Source organism: Sagittula sp. S175 (genome assembly GCF_049800975.1).
Lineage (GTDB): Bacteria > Pseudomonadota > Alphaproteobacteria > Rhodobacterales > Rhodobacteraceae > Sagittula.
This window is the reverse complement of sequence record NZ_JBNAGB010000021.1, coordinates 42,903-62,435: the sequence shown is the minus strand read 5'-3', so window position 1 is coordinate 62,435 and position 19,533 is coordinate 42,903. Positions and strand designations below refer to the sequence as shown.

Genomic DNA, 19,533 nt, shown 5'->3' with positions numbered 1-19,533 from the left:
GAGCTGAGCAGCCGGGACAGGTGGAATGTTCTCTCAACAGCGGCACGAGGATCCCAAAGAGGACGCCTTGTTCTGCTTGATCTCAGGTACTTGTGCATTCAGCACTGTGCATGTCGCAGAACACGTTAAGCCGTTGGCGCGTGGCATGATCCGCTGAACGGATCCCACTCGCCCTCTAACACAAGACGGCATGCAGGCTACAGCAAGCACCGCGCATTCGACAGAGGGCGTGGCGCATTGAACGTGACGCGTGCGACAAACAGCAGAACACTTCCCGCAGAAGCCGTCAAATCGCCCCTGCAGGACGATGTTCCAAATTGATTGCAAGCCCTTGGGGCCGTCTCCACTTGCGTTGGGAGACGGCGGACTTTTACGAAATTGGCAAGAAACAGGAACGTTAACTTCAAAATGCCCGACGCCTGACCGACGACGCGCGCTTCAGGACTGTCAATCGGCACTGATCCTTGACCCGTGGGCCGCGATGCCGGGTTGCAGCCCAGCCGGTGTTCGGCGACACGGGGGAAGGACGGTCATCTCCCCGGAAAGGCAGGCTCTGGATGAAACGGATCTTCATCACCGGCACAGCCGGCTTCATCGGCTATCACCTGGCGCAGCTCTTGCTGGACGAGGGCCACACCGTGGCGGGCTTCGACGGCATGACTGATTACTACGACGTCACGTTGAAGCAGCGCCGCCACGCAATGCTGCTGCAATCGGGCGGCTTCACCGCCACGGAGGCGATGCTGGAGGACCGCGCCGCGCTGGACGCCGCGGTGGATGCGTTTGCGCCCGACGTGATCGTGCACCTGGCCGGGCAGGCGGGGGTGCGCTATAGCTTGGAAAACCCGCGCGCCTATGTCGATGCCAACCTGGTGGGCACCTTCAACGTGATGGAGGCGGCGCGGCGACACGCGGTGGGGCACCTGATGATGGCATCGACGTCATCCGTCTACGGCGCGAACACCGAGATGCCATTCCGCGAGACCGACAAGGCCGACACGCCGATGACGATCTATGCCGCGACGAAGAAGGCCACCGAAGCCATGGGCCATTCCTACGCGCATCTTTATGACCTGCCGGTCACCATGTTCCGCTTCTTCACCGTCTACGGACCCTGGGGACGGCCGGACATGGCGCTGTTCAAGTTCGTGAAGGCGACGCTGGAGGGGCAGCCGATCGACGTCTACAACCATGGCGAGATGTACCGTGACTTCACCTATGTCGAGGACCTGGTCCGCGCCATCCGCCTGCTGATGGAGGGCGCGGTGCCGACAAGGGCTGAGGACGGGGTGGTTCCGGAGGGCGACAGCTTGTCGCCCGTCGCGCCTTTCCGGGTGGTGAACATCGGCAATTCCAAATCCGAACGCCTGATGGATTTCATCGAGGCGATCGAGGCGGCGCTGGGGCAGAAGACGACGCGCAACCTGATGGATATCCAGCCTGGCGATGTGCCGGCAACCTGGGCGGATGCCTCGCTGCTGGAACGCCTGACCGGGTACAGGCCGCATACCGACATCCGCGAGGGTGTCGCGCGCTTCGTGGCCTGGTACCGGGAGTATTACGGGGTCTGAGGCCCCATGTTCGGCTGATTGCGGCGATCCGCGAGAGCATCGACGCCCGGTCCACGCCACCACGCGTCCTCGTCGGGCTCTTTCGCAGGTCGGTGATGGCGTCCCCGGTCAGGCGCCTGCGCGGCGCGCGACGACAGCAAGGGTGCGCAGGAAGATCCACGCGTCGAGACGGAAGCCGGCATTGGCGATGTAGTAGAGATCGGCGCGGACCTTGCGGCGGGTGGCCTCGACCCCTTCGATGTAACCCAGCTCGGTCTGCGCCAGGCCGCTGATGCCGGGGCGGACGCTGTGACGCTCGCGGTAGCCTGGGACCTGCTCGAGGAACTCGACGGCGTGGTCGTAGTAGTCCGGGCGCGGCCCGATCAGGCTCATGTCGCCCTTCAGGACGTTGAGGGTTTGCGGCAGCTCGTCGATGCGCGACTTGCGGAGGAAGGCGCCGAGGGGGGTGATCCGGTCGGCTTCCAGGGGATCGTTGGCGGAACGCTGCACCTTGGGAGCATCGGTCATCGAGCGGAACTTGAGCGCGGTGAATGGTTTGCAATCCCGGCCCATGCGGGTCTGCGTGTAGAGCAACCGACCCTTGTTGTGGAACGGGTTCAGGGCCAGCAGGCACAGGGCGACACAGAGGGTTGGAGGCAACAGGAGCAGGCAGGCGATGATGTCGAAGCTGCGCTTTGCGATGGGAAACACCCGACGACGTGGTGCTGAAACAACCGGCGCACCCCCACCCATGGACAACGGGACGTCATCCAACATGGTCTGATCAAACATGAATTCCCCCAACCCTCGGAGCCATTCCAAGAGTGGCTCCATACCTTCAAAAAAGCTTGTTTTCTATGCAGGGAGTCCCCTCCCACGTCAACAATACGCCCCAATGCACAGAAGGTCAGCAGAATATTCGCCTGCAGCAATCGCGAGCGCGGTTTTGCCCAAAATTGCGGCAGGGGATGCGCAGGCTTCGGGGATCAGGACAAGACCTGGAGATCCGCCAACGGTGTTCCGTTGGCTTCGATCCATGCGCGACGCTCTGCGATGGCGGCCGCGTTCTCTTGAGCCCACGCCTCGGTCCTTGCCAGGCGGAAAGCCTCTGCGGTCGTCAGAGGGCTGTCGGTGCGCTGCGTTGCTTCTTCAACCTGATGCATTCCATGTGCATCCGGAACATACACACTCAAAGTGCCAAAGTGCGCCGCACCAAGAGGCTTCCTGTCGGGCAGGGGATCAGCGACTGCTGCTCGCTTCCATTCAAACTTAGGCACGGCACTTGACATCGATAGGGCGCGGGCGCCGCGCATCACTTGATCATGTGGCTGGGGTGGGTGGAGGTCTGTGCGGGCATGAGGTGTATTTCAATTGAGATACGATCAAGCGGTTTTCCGAGTGACATGCTTTTGGATGTCTTGTCCGTAAGGGGATCGTTCACCGGACACATGACAGTTCACTTCCGGCGCTCCGGAAAACCTGTCCGGAATCCGTCTCATATGAGCAGTACGATTTGATTTGCATAAGCGGGGGGCTATTCGTACAGTTTCGCCATGACCGTCACAAAAATCGGCTACGCCCGCTGCTCCACCGACCGCCAGGACCTCACCGCCCAACGCGAGGCCCTTCTGAACCTGGGCGTGCAGGAGGATCGCATCTACACGGACCACGGCCTGACCGGGACCAATCGCGCGCGTCCGGGACTGGACCAGGCCCTGGCCGCCACAAGGGCAGGGGACGTCTTCGTCGTCCCGAAGCTCGACCGCCTCGCCCGCTCGGTGCCGGACGCCCGGGCCATCGCGGCACAGCTCGAGACCAAGGGCGTAACACTTGCTCTTGGGGCGACGATCTATGATCCGGCGGACCCGATGGGGAAGATGTTCTTCAACATCCTCGCAACCTTCGCCGAGTTCGAGACCGACCTGCTGCGCATGCGGACCCGCGAAGGCATGGCCGTGGCCCGGGCCAAGGGGCGCCTGCGCGGCAAGCAGCCAAAGCTCTCGGAAAAGCAGCAGCGCGAGCTGTGCCGGATGCATGGCACGGGCGAGTACTCCATCAGTGACCTGGCCGAGCTGTTCAGCGTCTCCCGGCCGACGATCTATCGTGCGCTAAAGCGGGCCGCCGCCGAGGAAGCCTCGACAGGCTGAGCCTTATTGCCGGGGACTCATTCGCTGTTGGCCTCTGTAGGCGTGTCATCCTTCAACATCGCGATGAGCGCGCGCAGCCGTGCCGGCAACAGGCGGAAGGTGGGGTAGACGGCAAGCATCTGGCGGGACATGGGCTCTGCTTCCATGACCTCCAGAGGCACGACATCGCCCGTCGCCATCTCCCGTGGCAGCATTGCGACGCCAAGGTCGCGCGCGACAGCGGCCGCCACGACGTCCAGGTCGTCGAACTCGTGCACCGGATTCTTTGGCGAGAGATGTTCCCCGCTGTCCAGTATCCAGCTCTGGTGCGAAGTGATTGCCGGGAGGGAGAGGAAACGCTGTGCTTTGACCCGCTCCCCCATCCCGTGGCGCTCCATGAAGCCGCGCCCTGCGCAGAAACAATAGGGCACCGACCACAGGGGAATTGCTTTCATCTCGGGATCGCGCAGCGGTCCCAGCATGAGGGCCAGGTCGATGTTGTCGCGCGAAAAGCTCAGGCCCCGTTCCGTCGTTGTCAGCTCGAGTTTCACGCTAGGGTACTGCACGGCAAAGTCGAGCAGCCGCGGCGCGATCATGGTGCGCGCCGCGAAGGCTGGCGCAGTGATGCGGATCCTTCCAGGCCAGCCTGGCTCCACCAGGTGGATGGCTTGCAACAGGTCATCCAGCGGACCCCGGCACAGATCGAGGAGACGCCGTCCTTCTTCCGTCAACCCAACTTTCCGGGTGCTGCGCTCGAAGAGCGTGGCGCCCACCTGCTTCTCCAGGCTTGCTACCTTCCGACTGGTGTAGCCCCTCGAGGTTCCGAGGTCTCGCGCAGCTTCCGAGAAGCTCAAGTACTGCGACGTCGCGATAAACACCGTCAGATCATTTATGATCTCGAGCTTTTCTTCGCTCAACTCGGGTTGGGTGTCTTTCGTGGTCATGGGGCTCCTGGAGGCGAGGGGGTGATCCGTTGCAGGTGCCATTAAACCGTAAACCGCGCCGAAGGCCACAGCCCCTGCGTGTGCTCAGGCTCCAGCGTCCCCTCATTCATGGGACAGCCTTCGTTATCCCGCTATCCTTGAGGGGGGCGGTGCAGGCGACCTACTGCACCAGTGATGAGCGCGCCATGCTGGGCCGCCACATGTGCGACCAGAGCCGGATCCGGGCCGGCACAAACCTGCGTCCGCCAAGCCTCGGGCGCTCCGTTGGTCCAGCGATGAGGCGTAGAGCGCCAACCTGCAAATCTCCTCTTCGACGGAGGGACCGGCAAGGGGCAGGGCACGTTCAAATAGGTTTAATGCATTATGAATAAATCGAATTTTACTCAACTGAGGCGCGAAGGTGCAATGCTATCTTAACCATGCGCGCAACAACCCTTGGCTGTAAATTCGCCAGGGGATGATCAATGATCCGATTTGCCTACGCCAACGAGTTGCCTGCAGACAGCCCTCTCGTTCGTTCCATGTTCCGGGACCGAGCCATTCAGTTTCACGACCGCCTGAAGTGGGACGTTTCCGTCGATAGCAACGGTCAGGAACGTGACCAGTATGATGCTCTGAACCCGCTCTATGTCATCTGGGAACGAGACGACGGGCTGCATGGCGGCTCCATGCGGTTCCTGCCCACAATGGGCCGCTGCATGATCAACGAACATTTCCTGCACATCACCGGTGGGCGCAAAATTGAAGATCACGGCACGTGGGAATGCACGCGCTTCTGCCTGGCACCGGACAGCAAAGGCAAGGTTGCCGCTGCTTTGATGCTGGCAGGAGGAGAGTTGATGCAAGAACTTCACGTGGAGAGGTTCGTCGGCGTGTTCGATGCGCGCATGGTCCGCATCTACAGCCGTATCGGCGCGGCACCGGAGGTCCTCGGATCCGTCGGTCGAGGGAAAGAGCAGATCAGCGTCGGGCTTTGGTCGTTCTCTGACCCCCTGAAGCACGCCGTGGCCCAGAGCGCAGGCGTATCGCTCGAGCAGTCGAAAAACTGGTTCCACACATCCACTTGCTGGAAGCATCATCACATGCCATTGGCGGCATAAAAGCAGCAGGGGCCGTATGCAATCGGCCCCTGCACACCTTCTGTTAACCTACTTCTGGTACGCCAAACGGGCGTTTTCCAGGGGGGACATACAAGTGGTGAGCCATGACTGGATCATCGGCGTGCTGACCGATATCGAGGCGTACGCCTCTGAAAACGGGTTGAACAAGACCTTTGACGCGGTCCCCCAGTTGCGTCTCATCGTCGACAAGGAGTTAGGGGCCATCCGCCAGGCTCTTCGCGCAGTAGAGCTTGCGGAAGAACAACCGACGTTTCGTGTCATACAAGGCGGAGCGAACCTGCCAGACTAATGCAGTTTCTCGGGTCCATCTTTGGGCCGCCAAACCTCAAGTAGAACTTCCTGGACTTTCAAACGGTTGAAGGGCGACACCTGCCTCGAACCAAGCGCAACCTTGATCAGTACCAGTTCACGAACTGACAAGAAGTGCCTGAAGCGGTTCAACCCGTAGCAATCAGTGTCACTCTGGGCGCCCAAGTGTCGATCCTCCTTCTGAGTGGCGCAAGGTTAGCGCAATACAACTTAACGAAGTGCTAACATCCATGCCGCGATGTGGCTATTGATCTGGCCCACGGCTTGCCTCGTCGGGTCAAAGGGCAGGTCAGCATCCAGGATGCCTCGCGCCTCCGAAGCTGTGAACCCCTCTGCAGCCTGCCGTCTCTCACTTCCGGGATCACGAATTTTGAAGCGGCATGTCGTTGGCAGCCCTTGGGACTCACCCCCAGAGAGACCGCGCGATCAGCGCCAGGGGCAGGAGCATCATCACCCACCCGAGCACCAGCATGGCCGTGTCTCGAACACGTGCCAGCCGCGGCTTGGGTGGATGATTGCAGTTTGCGGGTCGCATTGGCTTGATGAGTTTATTGGGCGCTGCTCACACCATCTACGACTTCAGCGCGGCGCGATTAAGGCGGAGTGAATGCATGTCTGAACCGCTGGTCCGATTGCTGAAAACTCTCCGGGACACGGGGCTTTGGACCGGCCGGAAGCAGCATCCCGGAGCGAGTCCCCCCGGGCACGCTGCGCACCCGTCTCCACAGCAGCCTTCGCTCCCACGCCCGGAGAATAATTCCCGGTGGGGCGACGTGATCGGAGGATAACACGCCAAGGTGACCTGCTTTTGCGCCTGCACGTTGTTCTCGGGCAACAAAAGTCCCCAGCTGCGCCACATTCGCGCGATGGACGATTTGTTTCCCGCACGGCATCAACTACAACATGTGCTAACAAATCGAGGGTGGGGTTATGACCTTTAAATCTTGCATACTGGCATCTGTCGCCACGGCTCTGGTCGCGTTCCCGTCGATCACGCTGGCGCAATCCTGGAACAACGCTGACGCCGCAAGCCAGCCGGAATACAGCACTGGACAGGCCCCGAAGGCCTTCCCGAGCATCGTCGGCATTCCGAGCGCGTTTCCTGCGCCGCAGAACTCCGGTTTCGTCGGATTCACCGTTGCGGCTCCCCGCGGGGGCGGCAAGGCGAAACCCAATCGTGACAACGCGGATGGTGACCTCGGTATCGGCTACACCGTCGGCAACCCGATCGACAACATCAGCGTCACTGGCACGCTCGTCATCAGTGACATTCAACCGTTTGGCAAGGCAGGCTCCTTCTATTTCGATTTTGCCCGCGCCCTGCACGTGGGTGAGCGTTCGCTGACCTTCGGTGGCATCACCGCAGGCAACGTCGGTGCCTGGGGCTCGGCAAAGACCCGTCCGGAAACCTACTCGGCCTACGTCTCTCACCTGACCAGCTTCCAGACCTCCGGCGGTGAAATCCCCGTACAGGTCACCGTCGGCTATGGCGACCAGACCACCTTCTCCAGCAACGGGGCAACCGTCGGTGAAGGCCTCTTCTACGGTCTGGGTCTCGGCGTCACCGAAACCGTCGCCGTCAGCCTCTCTGGCACCAAGAACCAGGTCAACGTCGGCACCAGCTTCGGCGTCAAAGCCCTCCCGGAATGGGGCGGCTCCATCGGCATCTTCGACGTGGGCCAATCGGTCAACCGCCGCCAGTACGCCATCAGCATCTCGCGCAGCTTCTGAACGACCACCGCTACTCACGAAACATCAACGCCTGCCGCAGGACACTCCCGCAGCAGGCGTTTTTTGTCACCTCAGCCTGATCGTCAGCGCTTGTACATCATGTAGACACGGCGTGCGTAGCTGCTGCTCGGACCCTGCGGCCGCGTGAACTGCGAGCGCGAGTTGTTCGCCGCGTTCTGCGTCGCAATCGTCGCGCGGGAATTGGCAGGAAGCGTGCTCGGCACGTTTTCCTTGCCCGCATACATCGGCGGCGCGTTCAGCGTCGTGGGCCCGCCTGCATGGGCCGCGCCCGCAATCAAAACTGCAGACAGGATCGTCGTCAAAGTCTTCATTCGCATGGGGTCGTTCCTTCGGTTGGTGCTGCTCGAAAGACCGCTCCAAACCGGCTTCACTCAACCACCGGCAGCCAGAGCGGGCTGCACTCAAACCCATAAACACCAACCCCTAAATCCAACCTAAAATCAGATGGAAGGACAACGATCAGAGCAGAAATCAAAAGAAAAGTTGAATTGAGCTTTCTGGAAAACTGCGTCTACATGTGTGCTGGGGGTGCTATTTCGGAGCGCCTTCTGACCGCAAAGAAAGTTTTGTGCTTGAGGCGACAATGCTTTCTCGTCCTTTCGTAAGCGCATCGATCGCCTTCAACCCCTTCAGGATGTGGCCTAAGTTGTCCACTGGAACCATGTTCGGGCCGTCGCTCGGCGCGCTGTCGGGCGCCTCGTGAGTTTCCATGAACACCGCGGCACAGCCAACAGCTAGCGCCGCGCGAGCCAAAGGCTCGACATACTCACGCTTGCCGCCAGAAGACTTGCCCATCCCGCCAGGCATCTGCACCGAATGGGTTGCGTCCATGACCACCGGGTAGCCGGTCTGGGCCATGATCGGCAAGGCTCGGAAGTCGCTCACCAGCATGTTGTAGCCAAAGGACGTGCCGCGCTCGCACAGCATGATCCGCGTGTTGCCCGTGCTGGCGATCTTATCCGCGACATTACCCATGTCGTGCGGGGCCAGGAACTGCCCCTTCTTGACGTTGATGGCAGCGCCGGTTTCACCCGCCGCCAGCAGCAGGTCGGTCTGGCGACACAGGAAGGCGGGGATCTGCAGCACGTCCACCACCTCGGCCACGGGGGCGCATTGGGTTTCCGAATGCACGTCGGTCAGCACGGGGACGCCGAATTCGGCCTTGATGGTCGAGAGGATGCGAAGCCCCTCGTCCATGCCAAGACCGCGCTTGCCCTCGAGGCTGGAGCGGTTGGCCTTGTCGTAGCTCGCCTTGAAGATCCAGCGGATGCCCACACCCTCGGCGGCCTCGGCGATCTTCTCCGCCAGCATCCGGCCATGATCGAGCGATTCAAGCTGGCACGGACCCGCGATCAGCACGAAGGGCTGCGCGTTCGATATGGCGATATCGCCATTTTGGGCCGGAATGGTGACTGTTTTCATCTCCGGGCTCATGCGATGCCCTCCTTCTTCAGCACGCCCTCGATGCGGGCGACGTCGACAGGGTTGTTGAGTTCCCAGAACACACGGTCGCGGCCCTCGACCGGGACGCAGGTCACTGGCGCGCCGTTTTCAAGGAAGCGCAGCTGTTCCAGCCCCTCGGCGCGCTCGATGGGGCCTTCCTCCCAGCCCATGTAGGCCTCAAGCGCGGCGGGACGGTAGGCGTAGACGCCGACATGATGCCAGACCTCGGGCGGCGTTTCGAGGTTGCCGACATACGGCAGCACTTCCTTGGAGAAGTAGATCGCCGTGCCGTCGCGCCGCATCACCGCCGTGGTGCCACCGACGCGGCCCGCGTGGCGGTCACTGACGAAGTTCGACAGCGTGTCATGGTCGCATTTCAGCACTGGGGTGGCCATCTGCACGGCGGGATCATCCATGGCGGCGATCAGGGCTTCGACGAACCAGGGCGGCGTCAGGGGCGCGTCGCCTTGGAGGTTGACCACCACCTGCGGTTCGCTGGGAAGTTGCGCCACCCCTTCGGCACAGCGTTCCGTGCCGTTGCGCGCGCGTTCCGAGGTCATCAGCACCTCGGCACCAAAGGCCCGCGCGGCATCGCGAATGCGGTCGTCATCGGTCAGGACATAGACAGCGTCGGCCCCGGCGACGGATTTCGCTGCTTCCCAGCTGCGCTGGATGAGAGATTTCTCGTGGCCCGTCGAGCCCTTGAGCCCCACCAGCGGCTTGCCGGGGTAGCGGGTCGATGCGTAGCGGGCGGGGATGAAGATCACGGTCTGCATGGGAGGAATCCTTCAGGCAGGAAATCAGGCCACGCCCGCGCGCAGCGCGTCGTGGATGTGGATGAGGCCGGTGAGCCGGTCGCCCTCGGCGACCAGCAGAACAGTGCGTTTCTTCTCGTTCATTATTCCCAGCGCCTCGACCAGCAGGGTGTCGGGCGTGGTGGTGAGCGGGTTGGGGGTGGCGACTTCACCGGCGGTGCGGTCCATCAGGCCGGACATGTTGCGCCGCAAGTCGCCGTCGGTGATGATGCCGCTCAATCGACCCTGTTCCACCACGATCGCCACGCCAAAGCCCTTGGCGGACATGGTCAGCAGGACCTCGGACATCTGCGTTTCCGGGGCCACGACGGGCAGTTCCTCGCCCTTGTGCATGACGGCCGCGACGCGCAGGAGCTGCGCGCCCAGCGTACCGCCGGGGTGGAAGGCGGCAAAGTGCGCCCGGTCAAAACCGCGGTGCTGCATCATCGCCACCGCCAGCGCATCGCCCAAGGCCATGGTCATGGTGGTCGAGGTCGTGGGGGCCATGCCGATGGCGCAGGCCTCGGGCGCATCGGGCATCAGCAGCAGGTAGTCTGCGGCCTGCGCCAGTATGCTGTCGCGGCGCCGTGTTATGGCCACCAGCGGAACCGAGAACCGCGCGCAATGGGCGATCATGTCGGCCAGTTCGCGCGTCTCGCCCGAGTTCGAGATCAGGATCACCGCGTCATGCGGCGTGATCATGCCCAGGTCGCCATGAGACGCTTCGCCGGGGTGGACGCATTGCGCGGGCGACCCGGTCGAGGCGAAGGTGGCCGCCATCTTGGCTGCGACATGGCCCGACTTGCCCATGCCCGACACGATGATGCGCCCCTTCACTCCCAGCAGCATGGTCAGGGCCGGTTCGAAATCGACGGGCAACTCGCTGGCCAGCCGGGTCAGTGCGGCAGCCTCGGTGCTCAGCACCTCGCGGGCGATCTGGATGGGAATGGAGGACATGGAGCGCCTATATTCTACTCTGTCGCCCGTGCATAGCCGGGGCGGGCGGACTTGTCCAACGGGGGTGAAGCGACGGGGAGCCGGACGGTTACTCTTCCTTCACTTGTCTTGCCCTAGAACTTGGTTAACAACCCGTCGGGGATCGCAGAAGGAGACCGAGATGGCACCGAAATTCGGGACGAGCGGGCTGCGTGGCCTGGTGGTGGACCTGACCGAAGCGCTGGTCACCGATTACACCCGGGCCTTTCTCGCCGCCTGCTCGCATGGCGGGGCAGTGCATGTGGGGCGTGACCTGCGGCCCTCTTCGCCGCAGATCGCGGACTGGGTGATCGCGGCGGTGCGGGATGCAGGATTGACAGCTGTCAATTGTGGTGCCCTGCCGACCCCGGCGCTGGCGCTGTCCTCGCTGAATGCGAGCTGCGCGGCTGTCATGGTGACCGGCAGCCATATCCCCGCAGACCGCAACGGGCTGAAGTTCTACGTGCCCTCGGGCGAGATTTCGAAGGCGGACGAGACCGCCATCGGGGCCGCGCTGGGGCGGGGGCCGCAGGGACTTTCGGGCGGAATAGAGACGAAACAAGCGCTGGACGACTACTTGGCGCGCTATATCCGTGCCTATGGTCGGGCGCTTGAGGGGGTGGTGGTGGGCGTCTACCAGCACAGTTCCGTGGCGCGCGACGCGATGGTGCAGGTCTTCGAAGGGCTGGGGGCGCGGGTCGTGTCGATTGCCCGCTCCGAGACCTTCATTCCCGTGGATACCGAGGCGCTGGACCCCGAGACTCAGGCGCTGTTCGCAGGATGGTTCGCGGAACACGGGCTGGATGTGCTGATGTCCACTGACGGCGACGCCGACCGTCCCATGGTGGTCGATGACAAGGCCCGTGTGGTGCCGGGGGATGTGCTGGGCGCATTGACGGCGCGGGGGCTGGGGGCGCGGGTGATCTGCACCCCGGTGTCGTCCAACACGATGGTATCGCAGATGGGGTTCGACCGGGTCACCCTGACGAAGATCGGCTCGCCTTACGTGATCGCGGCGATGGAAGAGGCGCTGGCCGCAGATCCGCAGGCCCACGTCGTGGGCTACGAGGCCAATGGTGGCTTCCTGCTGGGGTTCGAGGCCCAAGGCCCGCAGGGGCTGCTGCTCCCCCTGATGACCCGCGACTGCCTGCTGCCGATGATCGCCCCGCTGGCTGCGGCGCGGGCGGAGGGCGTCACCCTGTCGGCCTTGGTGGACGCGCTGCCGCCGCGTTTCACCGCCGCCGACCGCCTGCAGGGGATCGAGACGGAGAAATCGAAGGCCTTCCTCGCGGAACTATCTGCCTTCGCCGATGCACGAGCAGCATTTTTCGGTGAAACAGAGACTGTTCTGGACCAGGCGGACGGGCTGCGCGCGACCTTCGCGGATGGTTATGTGATACACCTGCGACCCTCGGGCAATGCGCCGGAGTTCCGCTGCTACGCGGAATCCGACAGCCGCGAGGCGGCCATGGCGCTGATGCGCGCCACGCTGGAGAAGGTACAAGCCCGGCTGGGCTAGGGCAGGCGAAGTCTTGCAAAGACTTCGGTCGGGAAACTTTTGAAGTTTCCGGCGTCCCGTTCAGCGCAGCCCGTTCTTCGCGATGAATACCGACAGCTCCGACACGGCGGCCGATCGCGCTGCGGCAATCTGGGCCGGGCCGGGCTTTTCGCCGGGGATCGCGGTCTCGATCTCGAAGGTCTTGGCGCGGTCGGGGCCGCCTTCTTCGGGCGCGACAAAGACCTGCCCGGCGATGCGGAATGTGCCGCGTTCCGTGGCGTAGAAATCCTGCACGCGCACGTCGACCTTCACATCCGGGTAGTCGCGGAAGGGCCAGGGCTCGGGTGCCACCAGTCGGCCCGTGATGGCGTCGAGGTCGCGCGCTACCTGCAAGGTCACGGCGCGGCTGGGTTCATCCGCCCAGAGCGGGCCGAGGGGCAGGATTGCGCCGCTGGCGTTGCGTGTGTGGATTTCCTCGCCCTGCGCGTAGACCGGCAGGGTGACGGCAGCCACCTCGATCCGGGCATAGCGGGTCGAGACCTTTTCGAAGGCCGCCACAGGGGGCGCATCGAAGCGGGGTTCGGTCTTGCCACAGGCGAGCAGGGCGAGGGGCAGCAGGAGGTATGCGTACTTCATGTCTTTAACGTCCCGTAATCAGGGAATTGGGATTGCGCGCGATCTGGCGGGCGAGGCGATCGATGGACTTCGCCGCCTCGTCCAGCTGGCGGATCGCGCCCGACAGGTCACGCCCGAAGTCGGATTGCGCGTTGTAGCCGGAGATGGTCACGCCAGCCTGATCGGCCACGATGCGCAGCTTGTCCGACAGGGCGGGCAGCGAGCGGCTGGCTTCGGCCACGGCCTCGGCGGCCTCGCGGGCCGAGGCGAGCGTGGCATTGGCATTGGCGACGATGCCGCCCCGGCGCAGTTCCTCCAGCGTCAGGCGCAGTTCCGACAGGGCCGCGTTAACCTCGGCGGGCAATTGCCGCGTGCTGTCCTGATCGACCAGCTTTTCGACGGAATCGAGCAAGGTTCGAGCCTGATCCGCCAGCTCGTCGAGCGACAGCTGTTCCGCGTCCGACAGCACCGCGCTGGCCTGATCGGCCAGACCCGGCAGACGGTCGGCGGTGGTGCCAAGGCTCGTCACCAAGTCGTACACCTGGGTCATGATCGCCTTCTGCTGCGCCTCCTCCAGAAGGCTGTTCAGCGTGTCCGAGGCCTCGGTCAGATTGGTGGCGAGGTCGCCCACCTGTCCCGGAAGGGCCGTGAATTCCGGACTGGAGACGACCTGCCGCAGCCCGTCCAGCGTGGCGCGCACATCGGCGGGCAGCGCCTTCAGTTCGGGGTCGGTGAGGATGGCATCGGCGTCGTCCAGCAGGGTCGAGACCCGCGTGGTGATGTCCTCCAGCGGTAGGTCTTCGGCCTTTTGCAGCACGGCCCCAGCGCGGTCGGCCAGTTCCGGCAGGCTTTGCGCCGTCGCATCCAGCGAGTCGATCAGGTCGGAGACGGCGGCGATGACGGCCTCGTCCTTCACCTCGCCCAGCAGCGTGTTCAGCGTCTCGGACGCGGTCGTCAGGTTGTCGGCCAGCGCACCCACCTGTGCGGGCAGGGCGGCGACCTCCTCGCTTTCCGCAACGGCGCGGATCGACTCCAGCGTGGCCAGCAGCGCCTCGGGGGCGGCTTGCACTTCCTCCGAGCCGATGACGCCGCGGATGTCGGCCAGCGTGTCGATGACGCCTTGCATGACTTCCTCGACGGGCAGGGCATCGACGCGCTGGATCAACCCTTGGGCGCTGGCGGCCACGTTGGTGACCTCCGACGGCGCGGTAGGCAGTTCCGGATAGGGATCGGCGTTGCGATCGAGGCGGGCGGGGGCGGCATCCTCGACCATCACCAGGTCGATCTTCAGCCCGCCGGTCAGGATCGAGGCATTGGTCAGCCGGGCGCGCAGCCCCTCGTTCACGCGGGCCGAGAGATAGCCCATGAAGGCGGTCTCGCCTGCGCTGGCGTCGATGCCGATGCGGCTGGGGTTGATGCGCACGGTGGCGATCAGGCGGATCTCGTTGTCACCAAAGCGCAGCGGATCGACCACGCCTGAAATCGTCTCGACCTCGCCCAGTTTCAGGCCGCCGAGGCTGACATCGGCCCCGGGGGTGAGCCCGGCGAGGTTCTCGTCGAAGATCATCATCAGCTGCACGGAGCCGCCGTCGCCTTCGAGGAAGAAGTCCTCGCGCGCGGTTTCCTCGTCCGGGTGCAGGGTGAATTCCGCGCCGCTGGCCAGGGGCGTGCCGCCCGAGGACATGGTTTCGAAGGTCACGCCACCCGAGATCAGCGAGGCCAGCGACGAGAAGTCAAGGCTGGCGCCCCCCGCCCCTAGCGAGAAGCTGAAGCCGGAGATGTCCCAGAAGCGCGTGGCCGAGGTGACGAGCTGGGTGTAGGGTTCGAGGACAACCGCCTGGGCAAAGACCTCGAGCCCGTCGGAGGAGACCTCGGTCGGGCCCATGCGGCCCACCTGCACGCCGCGGTACAGAATCGGCGTGCCCTCGGACGGCAGCCCTTCCATCGAGCGCAGCATGAAGGTCACGCCCTTTTCCCCCAACGCCATGAGCGGCGCGTCGGGCGCGCCTTCGAAATGCGTCTCGGTCTCTGTGGGGGTGCCGTCCCAGGCACCGGACAGGTAGACGCCGGAGAGAACCGTATCGAGGCCGGAAACCCCCTGCGCGGTCACCTGCGGGCGCACGATCCAGAAGGTCGCATCGGCATCCACGTAAGGCGCCACATCCTTGTCCAGCCGGATGCCCACCAGCACCTTTTCCAGATCAGAGGAGAAGTTCACGTATTCCACCAACCCCACGGGAATGTCGCGGTAGCGCAGTTCGGTTTCCTGCGGGCGCACGCCATCGGCCTGGGCAAAGGCCACCTCGATCAGCGGCCCGCGCGAGGACCAGTTCTGCCAGGCGACGCCAAGCGCAGCCAGCACCGCCAAGAGCGGGATCAGCCAGACCAGCGAGAGGCTGGAAAACCCGCCGCGCGTGGCCGGTTCGATGGGAACAGCCCGGGGCGATCCGGGCTGGGAGGGGGTGTCGTTCATGAAACTTCCGGGGCAGCAGGGGCAGCGTGCCCGTCCCAGATCAATCGCGTATCGAAGGACCGGGCGGACAGCATGGTGAATATCACGGACAGGGCGAATGTCAGGGCCGCAGGTCCGGGGTGGATGGAGGCGATGACGGACAGTTGCACCAATGCACTGAGGATCGCCACGACGAAGACGTCGATCATCGACCAGCGGCCGATGAATTCGACGATTTCATAAAGGTGCTGCTTCTGGTGCAGGTGGCGGGCGGACCCCCGCTGCACCGACAGGGCGAGGTAGGCGATGGCCACGAACTTAGCCACGGGGATCACCACCGAGGCAATCAGTACGATGGCGGCGATGCCCCATTCGCCGTGATGCGCAATCTGGATCGCGCCGCCGACGATGGTGCCCGACTGGGTGCCGGTCAGGGTCTGCGTCACCAGCATCGGGTAGAGATTGGCGGGGATGTAGGCCATGAGGCCGGTGGCCCAGAAGGCCCAGACCCATTGCAGCGCATTGGCATGGCGCGACTGCAGGCGGTGGCCGCAGCGCGCGCAGGTCGGCGTGCCCATGGGCCAGACGCGGGCACAGCTGGTGCAGGTCACCAGCCCCATCTCGCGGGCGGTACTCAACGGTTGCCCTCCAGCGATCCGGTCTCGATGGCGTGCCAGATCGACCAGCTGCACAGGAACCGGTCCGAGATCACCACGATCACCGACAGCACGGCGAACATCCAGAAGGCCGGGCCAAAGTCCAGCCGGGCAAGGTCCGAGACCTTCACCAGCGCCACGGCGCAGCCGATGGAGAAGACCTCGGTCATGGCCCAGGGCTTCAGCTCCTGCGCGATGCGGAATGCCCCGCGGGCGTGTGGGGCAGGGGGGCGACCGAATTCCAGCGGGCCGATGACGTAGATCAGCAGCGCCACGCGCAGCGCCGGAATGCCCACGATCAGCAGCACCGTGGCCACCGAGACGAGGACCAGCAGGCCCGACCGGAAACTGGTCGCCACGTCCAGAAGCGAGACATTGTTGCCCAGCCCCGCGGCGTTGATCGACAGAAAGGGGTGAAAGCTGGCCGCGACGACCAGCACCAGCACGGCAATGGACAGGGCGAGGATCTGCAGACCTGCGCCTTCGCGGGTGGAAATCAGCACCGTGCCGCAGCGGTCGCAGACGGCGCGATCGCCGCCCTCGGGCAGGCGTGCGGCATAGACCTCGTCGCACATGGGACAGCCGATCAGCCCGGAGGTATCCCTCGCGGCGTCGACAAGAGGGGGATTTCCCCCGATCTGGTTCGATATCGCCTGTGCTTCCACGTTCCCCACCGCACCGGTCATTCCCCGTAACGCTGACACGGAATGTGGCTTTCTGGCTTTGCAAGATAGCCCGCAGACCAGGTGGGGGCAACGTGGGAAGTGTCGCGGAGCGGGGGGCTGCGTACGCTGCGACAACCGATCGTTAGAAATTTGTTCGGATTTTCCCGGGATGTCTCGTTCGCGGCGGTCGTGCCGCGTGCAGCACATGCGCCGGGGCGCCTGCCGTTCCGTCCAGACCCGACACACAGATGGAGCATGAGAATGGGAATCCTGAACGTATCCGTCCTGCGCCCTGCCATGGAAGCCGCCGGAAGCGCTGCCGCGTCGGCCAGCCTGCACGTCTTCGACGCAGGGTCGGAGATCATGGTCCCGCTGTACCGCGACGAACAGCTCACGCATCTGACCGCCAACCCAGTCACCGCCTCGCAATCGGGAACCTTTCCCTTTTGCTACGTGGAAAACGGCGTCTACTGCCTCGAGGTGCGCGATACTCACGGACGGCTGATCACGCGCCTCGATGACGTGGCGGTGATCTCGCCCTTCGTGGCGGAGGCTCCGCACCAGTTTGCCTCCGTGACAGAGCTGGTCGCCGATCTTGCCCTGTCCTACACGCCCGGCGAAGGGCGTTTCCCGGTGGTGGCCGGCAACCATGTGCATGTCACGCGTGGTCAGTTCACCTATCGCGTGTTGGTAGGGACTGCCACCAATCATGACATCCAGACCGCGGGGGGCGTCCGCCTGAAGGCGCTGTCGCTCGTGGGCAACGACACCGGCGCCTTCAGTCCCGAACAGTTCGGTGCTGCGGCCGCGTCGAAGCTTTACGAGGATGTCGTCAACCGGCGCTGGTGCCTGGATGCGGCGCTGACCCAGCCCGCACCCGATTCCACGGCGGCGCTTCAGGCCTGTTTCGATGCGGCGGATGTGATCGTGGGCGGTGGCGGCCATTACATGGTGACCGAAGTCGAGGTGTCCTCGGACACGGCGGTGCATGATCTCTACCTGTACGAGCGGGGCAACAGCGCCGATGTGCAGTATTCGCCGCTGTACATCGGACGTGACAATACCTTTGGCCGGACCTCCTCGCCGGTGGCGAACATCGCGAACACCCGTCGCAACATCCTCATCGAGAACGTCCATATCCATGGTGGACGCGCCTTGCAGACCAACCTGTCCACCGCTGACGGCGGGCGCTACGGCTTCCGCATCCGGGGCTATGTGGACAACCTGACCTTGCGCGACTGCTCCGCCAATTACTGCGCCACCGATGGCATCGAAATCCATCGTGGCGTCGGGACCAATGTGCTGGCGACCGGCGAGACCGATGCGCAGATCAGGGCCAGCAACATCCGCGTCACCAACTGCCGTTTCGACTGGAACCGCCGCCATGGCGGGTCCGGCAACTCGATGCAGAACGTGCGCTTCGAGGATTGTTCGTTCGAGTACAACGGCCTGAACGTGGATGGCACATGGACGCCGCGCAGCGCCGGCAGCGAGGCCACGGACGGCAAGAACGGCATCCTGTCGGCGGGCGATACCTATGGCAACGGCTGGGACATGGAGGCGGGGGCCTCGGGGTCTACCGGCGGGCGGGTGGTCAACATCACCTTCAAGGGATGCCGGATGCGCAAGAACGTGCGCGACAGCGCGCTGTTCTTCGATCCGGTGGACCAGGCCCAGGCTGATTTCCAGTCGCGCGAAAGCATCTTCTTCATCGACTGCCTGCTGGATGCCGGGCAGAACAACACCAACGGCAATTTTGCCCTGACCTTCACTAGCAACATCACCCGCAAGGACAAGCTGCCGGTCTATCGCAACGTGCAGGTCATCAACTGCGACATCCTCGGCACCGTGACGGCCCGGTCTGTGTCCGGGTTCATCCTGCGGGGCGGTCGGATGATCGCCGCGGTGCCGGCGAATGGGTACGGTGTCTTCGACTATGCCACCGGGGTACGGATCAGCCCGAGCGAAAGCAACATCACCTACGTGGGTTCCGCCACCACCGCGGATGTCTTTCCGGAGCGGGAACTGGTGGGGCAGGCGCCTTTCGCCGGGTGTTCCATCGCGGCGGGCGCCACGCTCTTGCAGACGCTGAACGTGCCGGGGGTGACCAGCGACGATTTCGTCGAGGTGGTGAACACCTCGATCACGGGGGCGTCCTTTACCCATGTCTACGTGTTGACGGCGCGGGGGGCGGGCAAGACCACGAGCCTGCAGAACCAGATATACGCCGTGCTCAAGAACGAACACGGCGTGGCCAAGACACTGGGACCGGGGTGCTGGTACTGGCGCGTGACCAAGGCCCCTGCGATCACGGAATTCGTCTCGAACCCGGCGTTTGCCACGGGGCTGGTCGCTGGCGGCAACAAGGTGATCGCGCTGAGCGGACTGGTGGTCGGGGGCAAGTACAAGCTGTCCTATGCCACCGGCAACCACACCACGGGCACCGTGACGCCGACCCTGGCCGGCACCGTCGGCACCGCCGCCACGGCCACCGGTTTCTACAACGAGACGCTGACCTGCGGCACGGGCACGATGGAGCTGCGCTTCGACGCGGGCACCGGGTTCAACGGCGCGATCAGCGACGTGAGCCTCGTGCGCGTGTCCTGACGCCTTGCATCAGCCGGACCTGACCT

The 19,533-nt window shown here is 63.9% G+C and carries 18 protein-coding genes; 7 read left to right on the top strand and 11 right to left on the bottom strand.

The features are described from left to right. Positions 1–557: 557 nt before the first annotated feature. Positions 558–1,571, top strand: a complete 1,014-nt coding sequence (locus ACP16H_RS20620; protein WP_425074126.1) for an SDR family NAD(P)-dependent oxidoreductase — start codon at positions 558–560, stop codon at positions 1,569–1,571. Positions 1,572–1,679: 108 nt separating this feature from the next. On the opposite strand, the gene ACP16H_RS20615 is transcribed toward ACP16H_RS20620, so the two are convergent. Beyond that, complete coding sequence (locus tag ACP16H_RS20615; protein WP_425074125.1) at positions 1,680–2,342, bottom strand: sugar transferase; 663 nt, start codon at positions 2,340–2,342, stop codon at positions 1,680–1,682. A gap of 194 nt (positions 2,343–2,536) precedes the next feature. Beyond that, positions 2,537–2,713 (bottom strand): type II toxin-antitoxin system CcdA family antitoxin, encoded by a 177-nt coding sequence (locus ACP16H_RS20610; protein WP_425074124.1) that lies wholly within the window; start codon positions 2,711–2,713, stop codon positions 2,537–2,539. A gap of 390 nt (positions 2,714–3,103) precedes the next feature. Here ACP16H_RS20610 and ACP16H_RS20605 point away from each other — a divergent pair, with 390 nt between their 5' ends. Continuing rightward, positions 3,104–3,697: a recombinase family protein gene (locus tag ACP16H_RS20605; protein ID WP_425074123.1), complete on the top strand. Its 594-nt coding sequence runs from the start codon at positions 3,104–3,106 to the stop codon at positions 3,695–3,697. A 17-nt stretch (positions 3,698–3,714) separates the two neighbouring features. Here ACP16H_RS20605 and ACP16H_RS20600 read toward each other — a convergent pair whose 3' ends face one another. After that, positions 3,715–4,620, bottom strand: coding sequence for a LysR family transcriptional regulator (locus ACP16H_RS20600; protein ID WP_425074122.1), 906 nt, complete (start codon positions 4,618–4,620; stop codon positions 3,715–3,717). Between the two features lie 464 nt (positions 4,621–5,084). Here ACP16H_RS20600 and ACP16H_RS20595 point away from each other — a divergent pair, with 464 nt between their 5' ends. From ACP16H_RS20595 to ACP16H_RS20585, 3 genes are all read left to right on the top strand, one after another. Then, positions 5,085–5,720, top strand: coding sequence for an acyl-homoserine-lactone synthase (locus tag ACP16H_RS20595; protein WP_425074121.1), 636 nt, complete (start codon positions 5,085–5,087; stop codon positions 5,718–5,720). Positions 5,721–5,817: 97 nt separating this feature from the next. Continuing rightward, positions 5,818–6,030, top strand: a complete 213-nt coding sequence (locus ACP16H_RS20590; RefSeq protein ID WP_425074120.1) for a hypothetical protein — start codon at positions 5,818–5,820, stop codon at positions 6,028–6,030. 950 nt (positions 6,031–6,980) lie between these two features. Then, entirely contained in the window at positions 6,981–7,781 is an 801-nt protein-coding gene (locus ACP16H_RS20585) for a hypothetical protein (RefSeq protein WP_425074119.1), read from the top strand. Positions 7,782–7,864: 83 nt separating this feature from the next. On the opposite strand, the gene ACP16H_RS20580 is transcribed toward ACP16H_RS20585, so the two are convergent. The 4 genes from ACP16H_RS20580 to ACP16H_RS20565 form a co-directional block, all read right to left on the bottom strand. Continuing rightward, entirely contained in the window at positions 7,865–8,119 is a 255-nt protein-coding gene (locus ACP16H_RS20580; protein WP_425074118.1) for a hypothetical protein, read from the bottom strand. A 214-nt stretch (positions 8,120–8,333) separates the two neighbouring features. Then, complete coding sequence (kdsA, locus tag ACP16H_RS20575; protein ID WP_425074117.1) at positions 8,334–9,236, bottom strand: 3-deoxy-8-phosphooctulonate synthase; 903 nt, start codon at positions 9,234–9,236, stop codon at positions 8,334–8,336. Further along, positions 9,233–10,021: a 3-deoxy-manno-octulosonate cytidylyltransferase gene (locus ACP16H_RS20570; RefSeq protein WP_425074116.1), complete on the bottom strand. Its 789-nt coding sequence runs from the start codon at positions 10,019–10,021 to the stop codon at positions 9,233–9,235. Before ACP16H_RS20570 ends, kdsA begins: the two co-directional genes overlap by 4 nt. Before the next feature lie 24 nt (positions 10,022–10,045). Further along, on the bottom strand, positions 10,046–10,996 hold the full coding sequence (locus ACP16H_RS20565) for a KpsF/GutQ family sugar-phosphate isomerase (protein WP_425074115.1): 951 nt from the start codon (positions 10,994–10,996) through the stop codon (positions 10,046–10,048). A 160-nt stretch (positions 10,997–11,156) separates the two neighbouring features. On the opposite strand from ACP16H_RS20565, the gene ACP16H_RS20560 reads away from it, so the two are divergent. Next, positions 11,157–12,533: a phosphomannomutase gene (locus tag ACP16H_RS20560; protein WP_425074114.1), complete on the top strand. Its 1,377-nt coding sequence runs from the start codon at positions 11,157–11,159 to the stop codon at positions 12,531–12,533. A 60-nt stretch (positions 12,534–12,593) separates the two neighbouring features. Here ACP16H_RS20560 and ACP16H_RS20555 read toward each other — a convergent pair whose 3' ends face one another. Genes ACP16H_RS20555 through ACP16H_RS20540 form a run of 4 tightly spaced genes read right to left on the bottom strand, consistent with a single transcriptional unit; the run spans position 12,594 to position 16,921 of the window. Continuing rightward, complete coding sequence (locus tag ACP16H_RS20555) at positions 12,594–13,148, bottom strand: PqiC family protein (RefSeq protein ID WP_425074113.1); 555 nt, start codon at positions 13,146–13,148, stop codon at positions 12,594–12,596. A gap of 4 nt (positions 13,149–13,152) precedes the next feature. Then, positions 13,153–15,600: an MlaD family protein gene (locus ACP16H_RS20550; RefSeq protein WP_425074112.1), complete on the bottom strand. Its 2,448-nt coding sequence runs from the start codon at positions 15,598–15,600 to the stop codon at positions 13,153–13,155. Beyond that, positions 15,597–16,199, bottom strand: a complete 603-nt coding sequence (locus ACP16H_RS20545; protein ID WP_425074143.1) for a paraquat-inducible protein A — start codon at positions 16,197–16,199, stop codon at positions 15,597–15,599. Before ACP16H_RS20545 ends, ACP16H_RS20550 begins: the two co-directional genes overlap by 4 nt. 14 nt (positions 16,200–16,213) lie before the next feature. Continuing rightward, positions 16,214–16,921 (bottom strand): paraquat-inducible protein A, encoded by a 708-nt coding sequence (locus tag ACP16H_RS20540; RefSeq protein WP_425074111.1) that lies wholly within the window; start codon positions 16,919–16,921, stop codon positions 16,214–16,216. 240 nt (positions 16,922–17,161) lie between these two features. Between ACP16H_RS20540 and ACP16H_RS20535 the strand changes: the two genes are divergently transcribed. After that, positions 17,162–19,507, top strand: a complete 2,346-nt coding sequence (locus ACP16H_RS20535; RefSeq protein ID WP_425074110.1) for a hypothetical protein — start codon at positions 17,162–17,164, stop codon at positions 19,505–19,507. The last annotated feature ends 26 nt before the right edge of the window (positions 19,508–19,533 follow it).

What these genes read in the sequence shown, in the direction of transcription:
- ACP16H_RS20620 (WP_425074126.1), top strand. Translation starts at nt 558, where the DNA reads ATGAAACGGATCTTCATCACCGGCACAGCCGGCTTCATCGGCTATCAC.
- ACP16H_RS20615 (WP_425074125.1), bottom strand. Translation starts at nt 2,342, where the DNA reads ATGTTTGATCAGACCATGTTGGATGACGTCCCGTTGTCCATGGGTGGG.
- ACP16H_RS20610 (WP_425074124.1), bottom strand. Translation starts at nt 2,713, where the DNA reads ATGCATCAGGTTGAAGAAGCAACGCAGCGCACCGACAGCCCTCTGACG.
- ACP16H_RS20605 (WP_425074123.1), top strand. Translation starts at nt 3,104, where the DNA reads ATGACCGTCACAAAAATCGGCTACGCCCGCTGCTCCACCGACCGCCAG.
- ACP16H_RS20600 (WP_425074122.1), bottom strand. Translation starts at nt 4,620, where the DNA reads ATGACCACGAAAGACACCCAACCCGAGTTGAGCGAAGAAAAGCTCGAG.
- ACP16H_RS20595 (WP_425074121.1), top strand. Translation starts at nt 5,085, where the DNA reads ATGATCCGATTTGCCTACGCCAACGAGTTGCCTGCAGACAGCCCTCTC.
- ACP16H_RS20585 (WP_425074119.1), top strand. Translation starts at nt 6,981, where the DNA reads ATGACCTTTAAATCTTGCATACTGGCATCTGTCGCCACGGCTCTGGTC.
- ACP16H_RS20580 (WP_425074118.1), bottom strand. Translation starts at nt 8,119, where the DNA reads ATGCGAATGAAGACTTTGACGACGATCCTGTCTGCAGTTTTGATTGCG.
- kdsA (WP_425074117.1), bottom strand. Translation starts at nt 9,236, where the DNA reads ATGAGCCCGGAGATGAAAACAGTCACCATTCCGGCCCAAAATGGCGAT.
- ACP16H_RS20570 (WP_425074116.1), bottom strand. Translation starts at nt 10,021, where the DNA reads ATGCAGACCGTGATCTTCATCCCCGCCCGCTACGCATCGACCCGCTAC.
- ACP16H_RS20565 (WP_425074115.1), bottom strand. Translation starts at nt 10,996, where the DNA reads ATGTCCTCCATTCCCATCCAGATCGCCCGCGAGGTGCTGAGCACCGAG.
- ACP16H_RS20560 (WP_425074114.1), top strand. Translation starts at nt 11,157, where the DNA reads ATGGCACCGAAATTCGGGACGAGCGGGCTGCGTGGCCTGGTGGTGGAC.
- ACP16H_RS20555 (WP_425074113.1), bottom strand. Translation starts at nt 13,148, where the DNA reads ATGAAGTACGCATACCTCCTGCTGCCCCTCGCCCTGCTCGCCTGTGGC.
- ACP16H_RS20550 (WP_425074112.1), bottom strand. Translation starts at nt 15,600, where the DNA reads ATGAACGACACCCCCTCCCAGCCCGGATCGCCCCGGGCTGTTCCCATC.
- ACP16H_RS20545 (WP_425074143.1), bottom strand. Translation starts at nt 16,199, where the DNA reads ATGGGGCTGGTGACCTGCACCAGCTGTGCCCGCGTCTGGCCCATGGGC.
- ACP16H_RS20540 (WP_425074111.1), bottom strand. Translation starts at nt 16,921, where the DNA reads ATGACCGGTGCGGTGGGGAACGTGGAAGCACAGGCGATATCGAACCAG.
- ACP16H_RS20535 (WP_425074110.1), top strand. Translation starts at nt 17,162, where the DNA reads ATGGGAATCCTGAACGTATCCGTCCTGCGCCCTGCCATGGAAGCCGCC.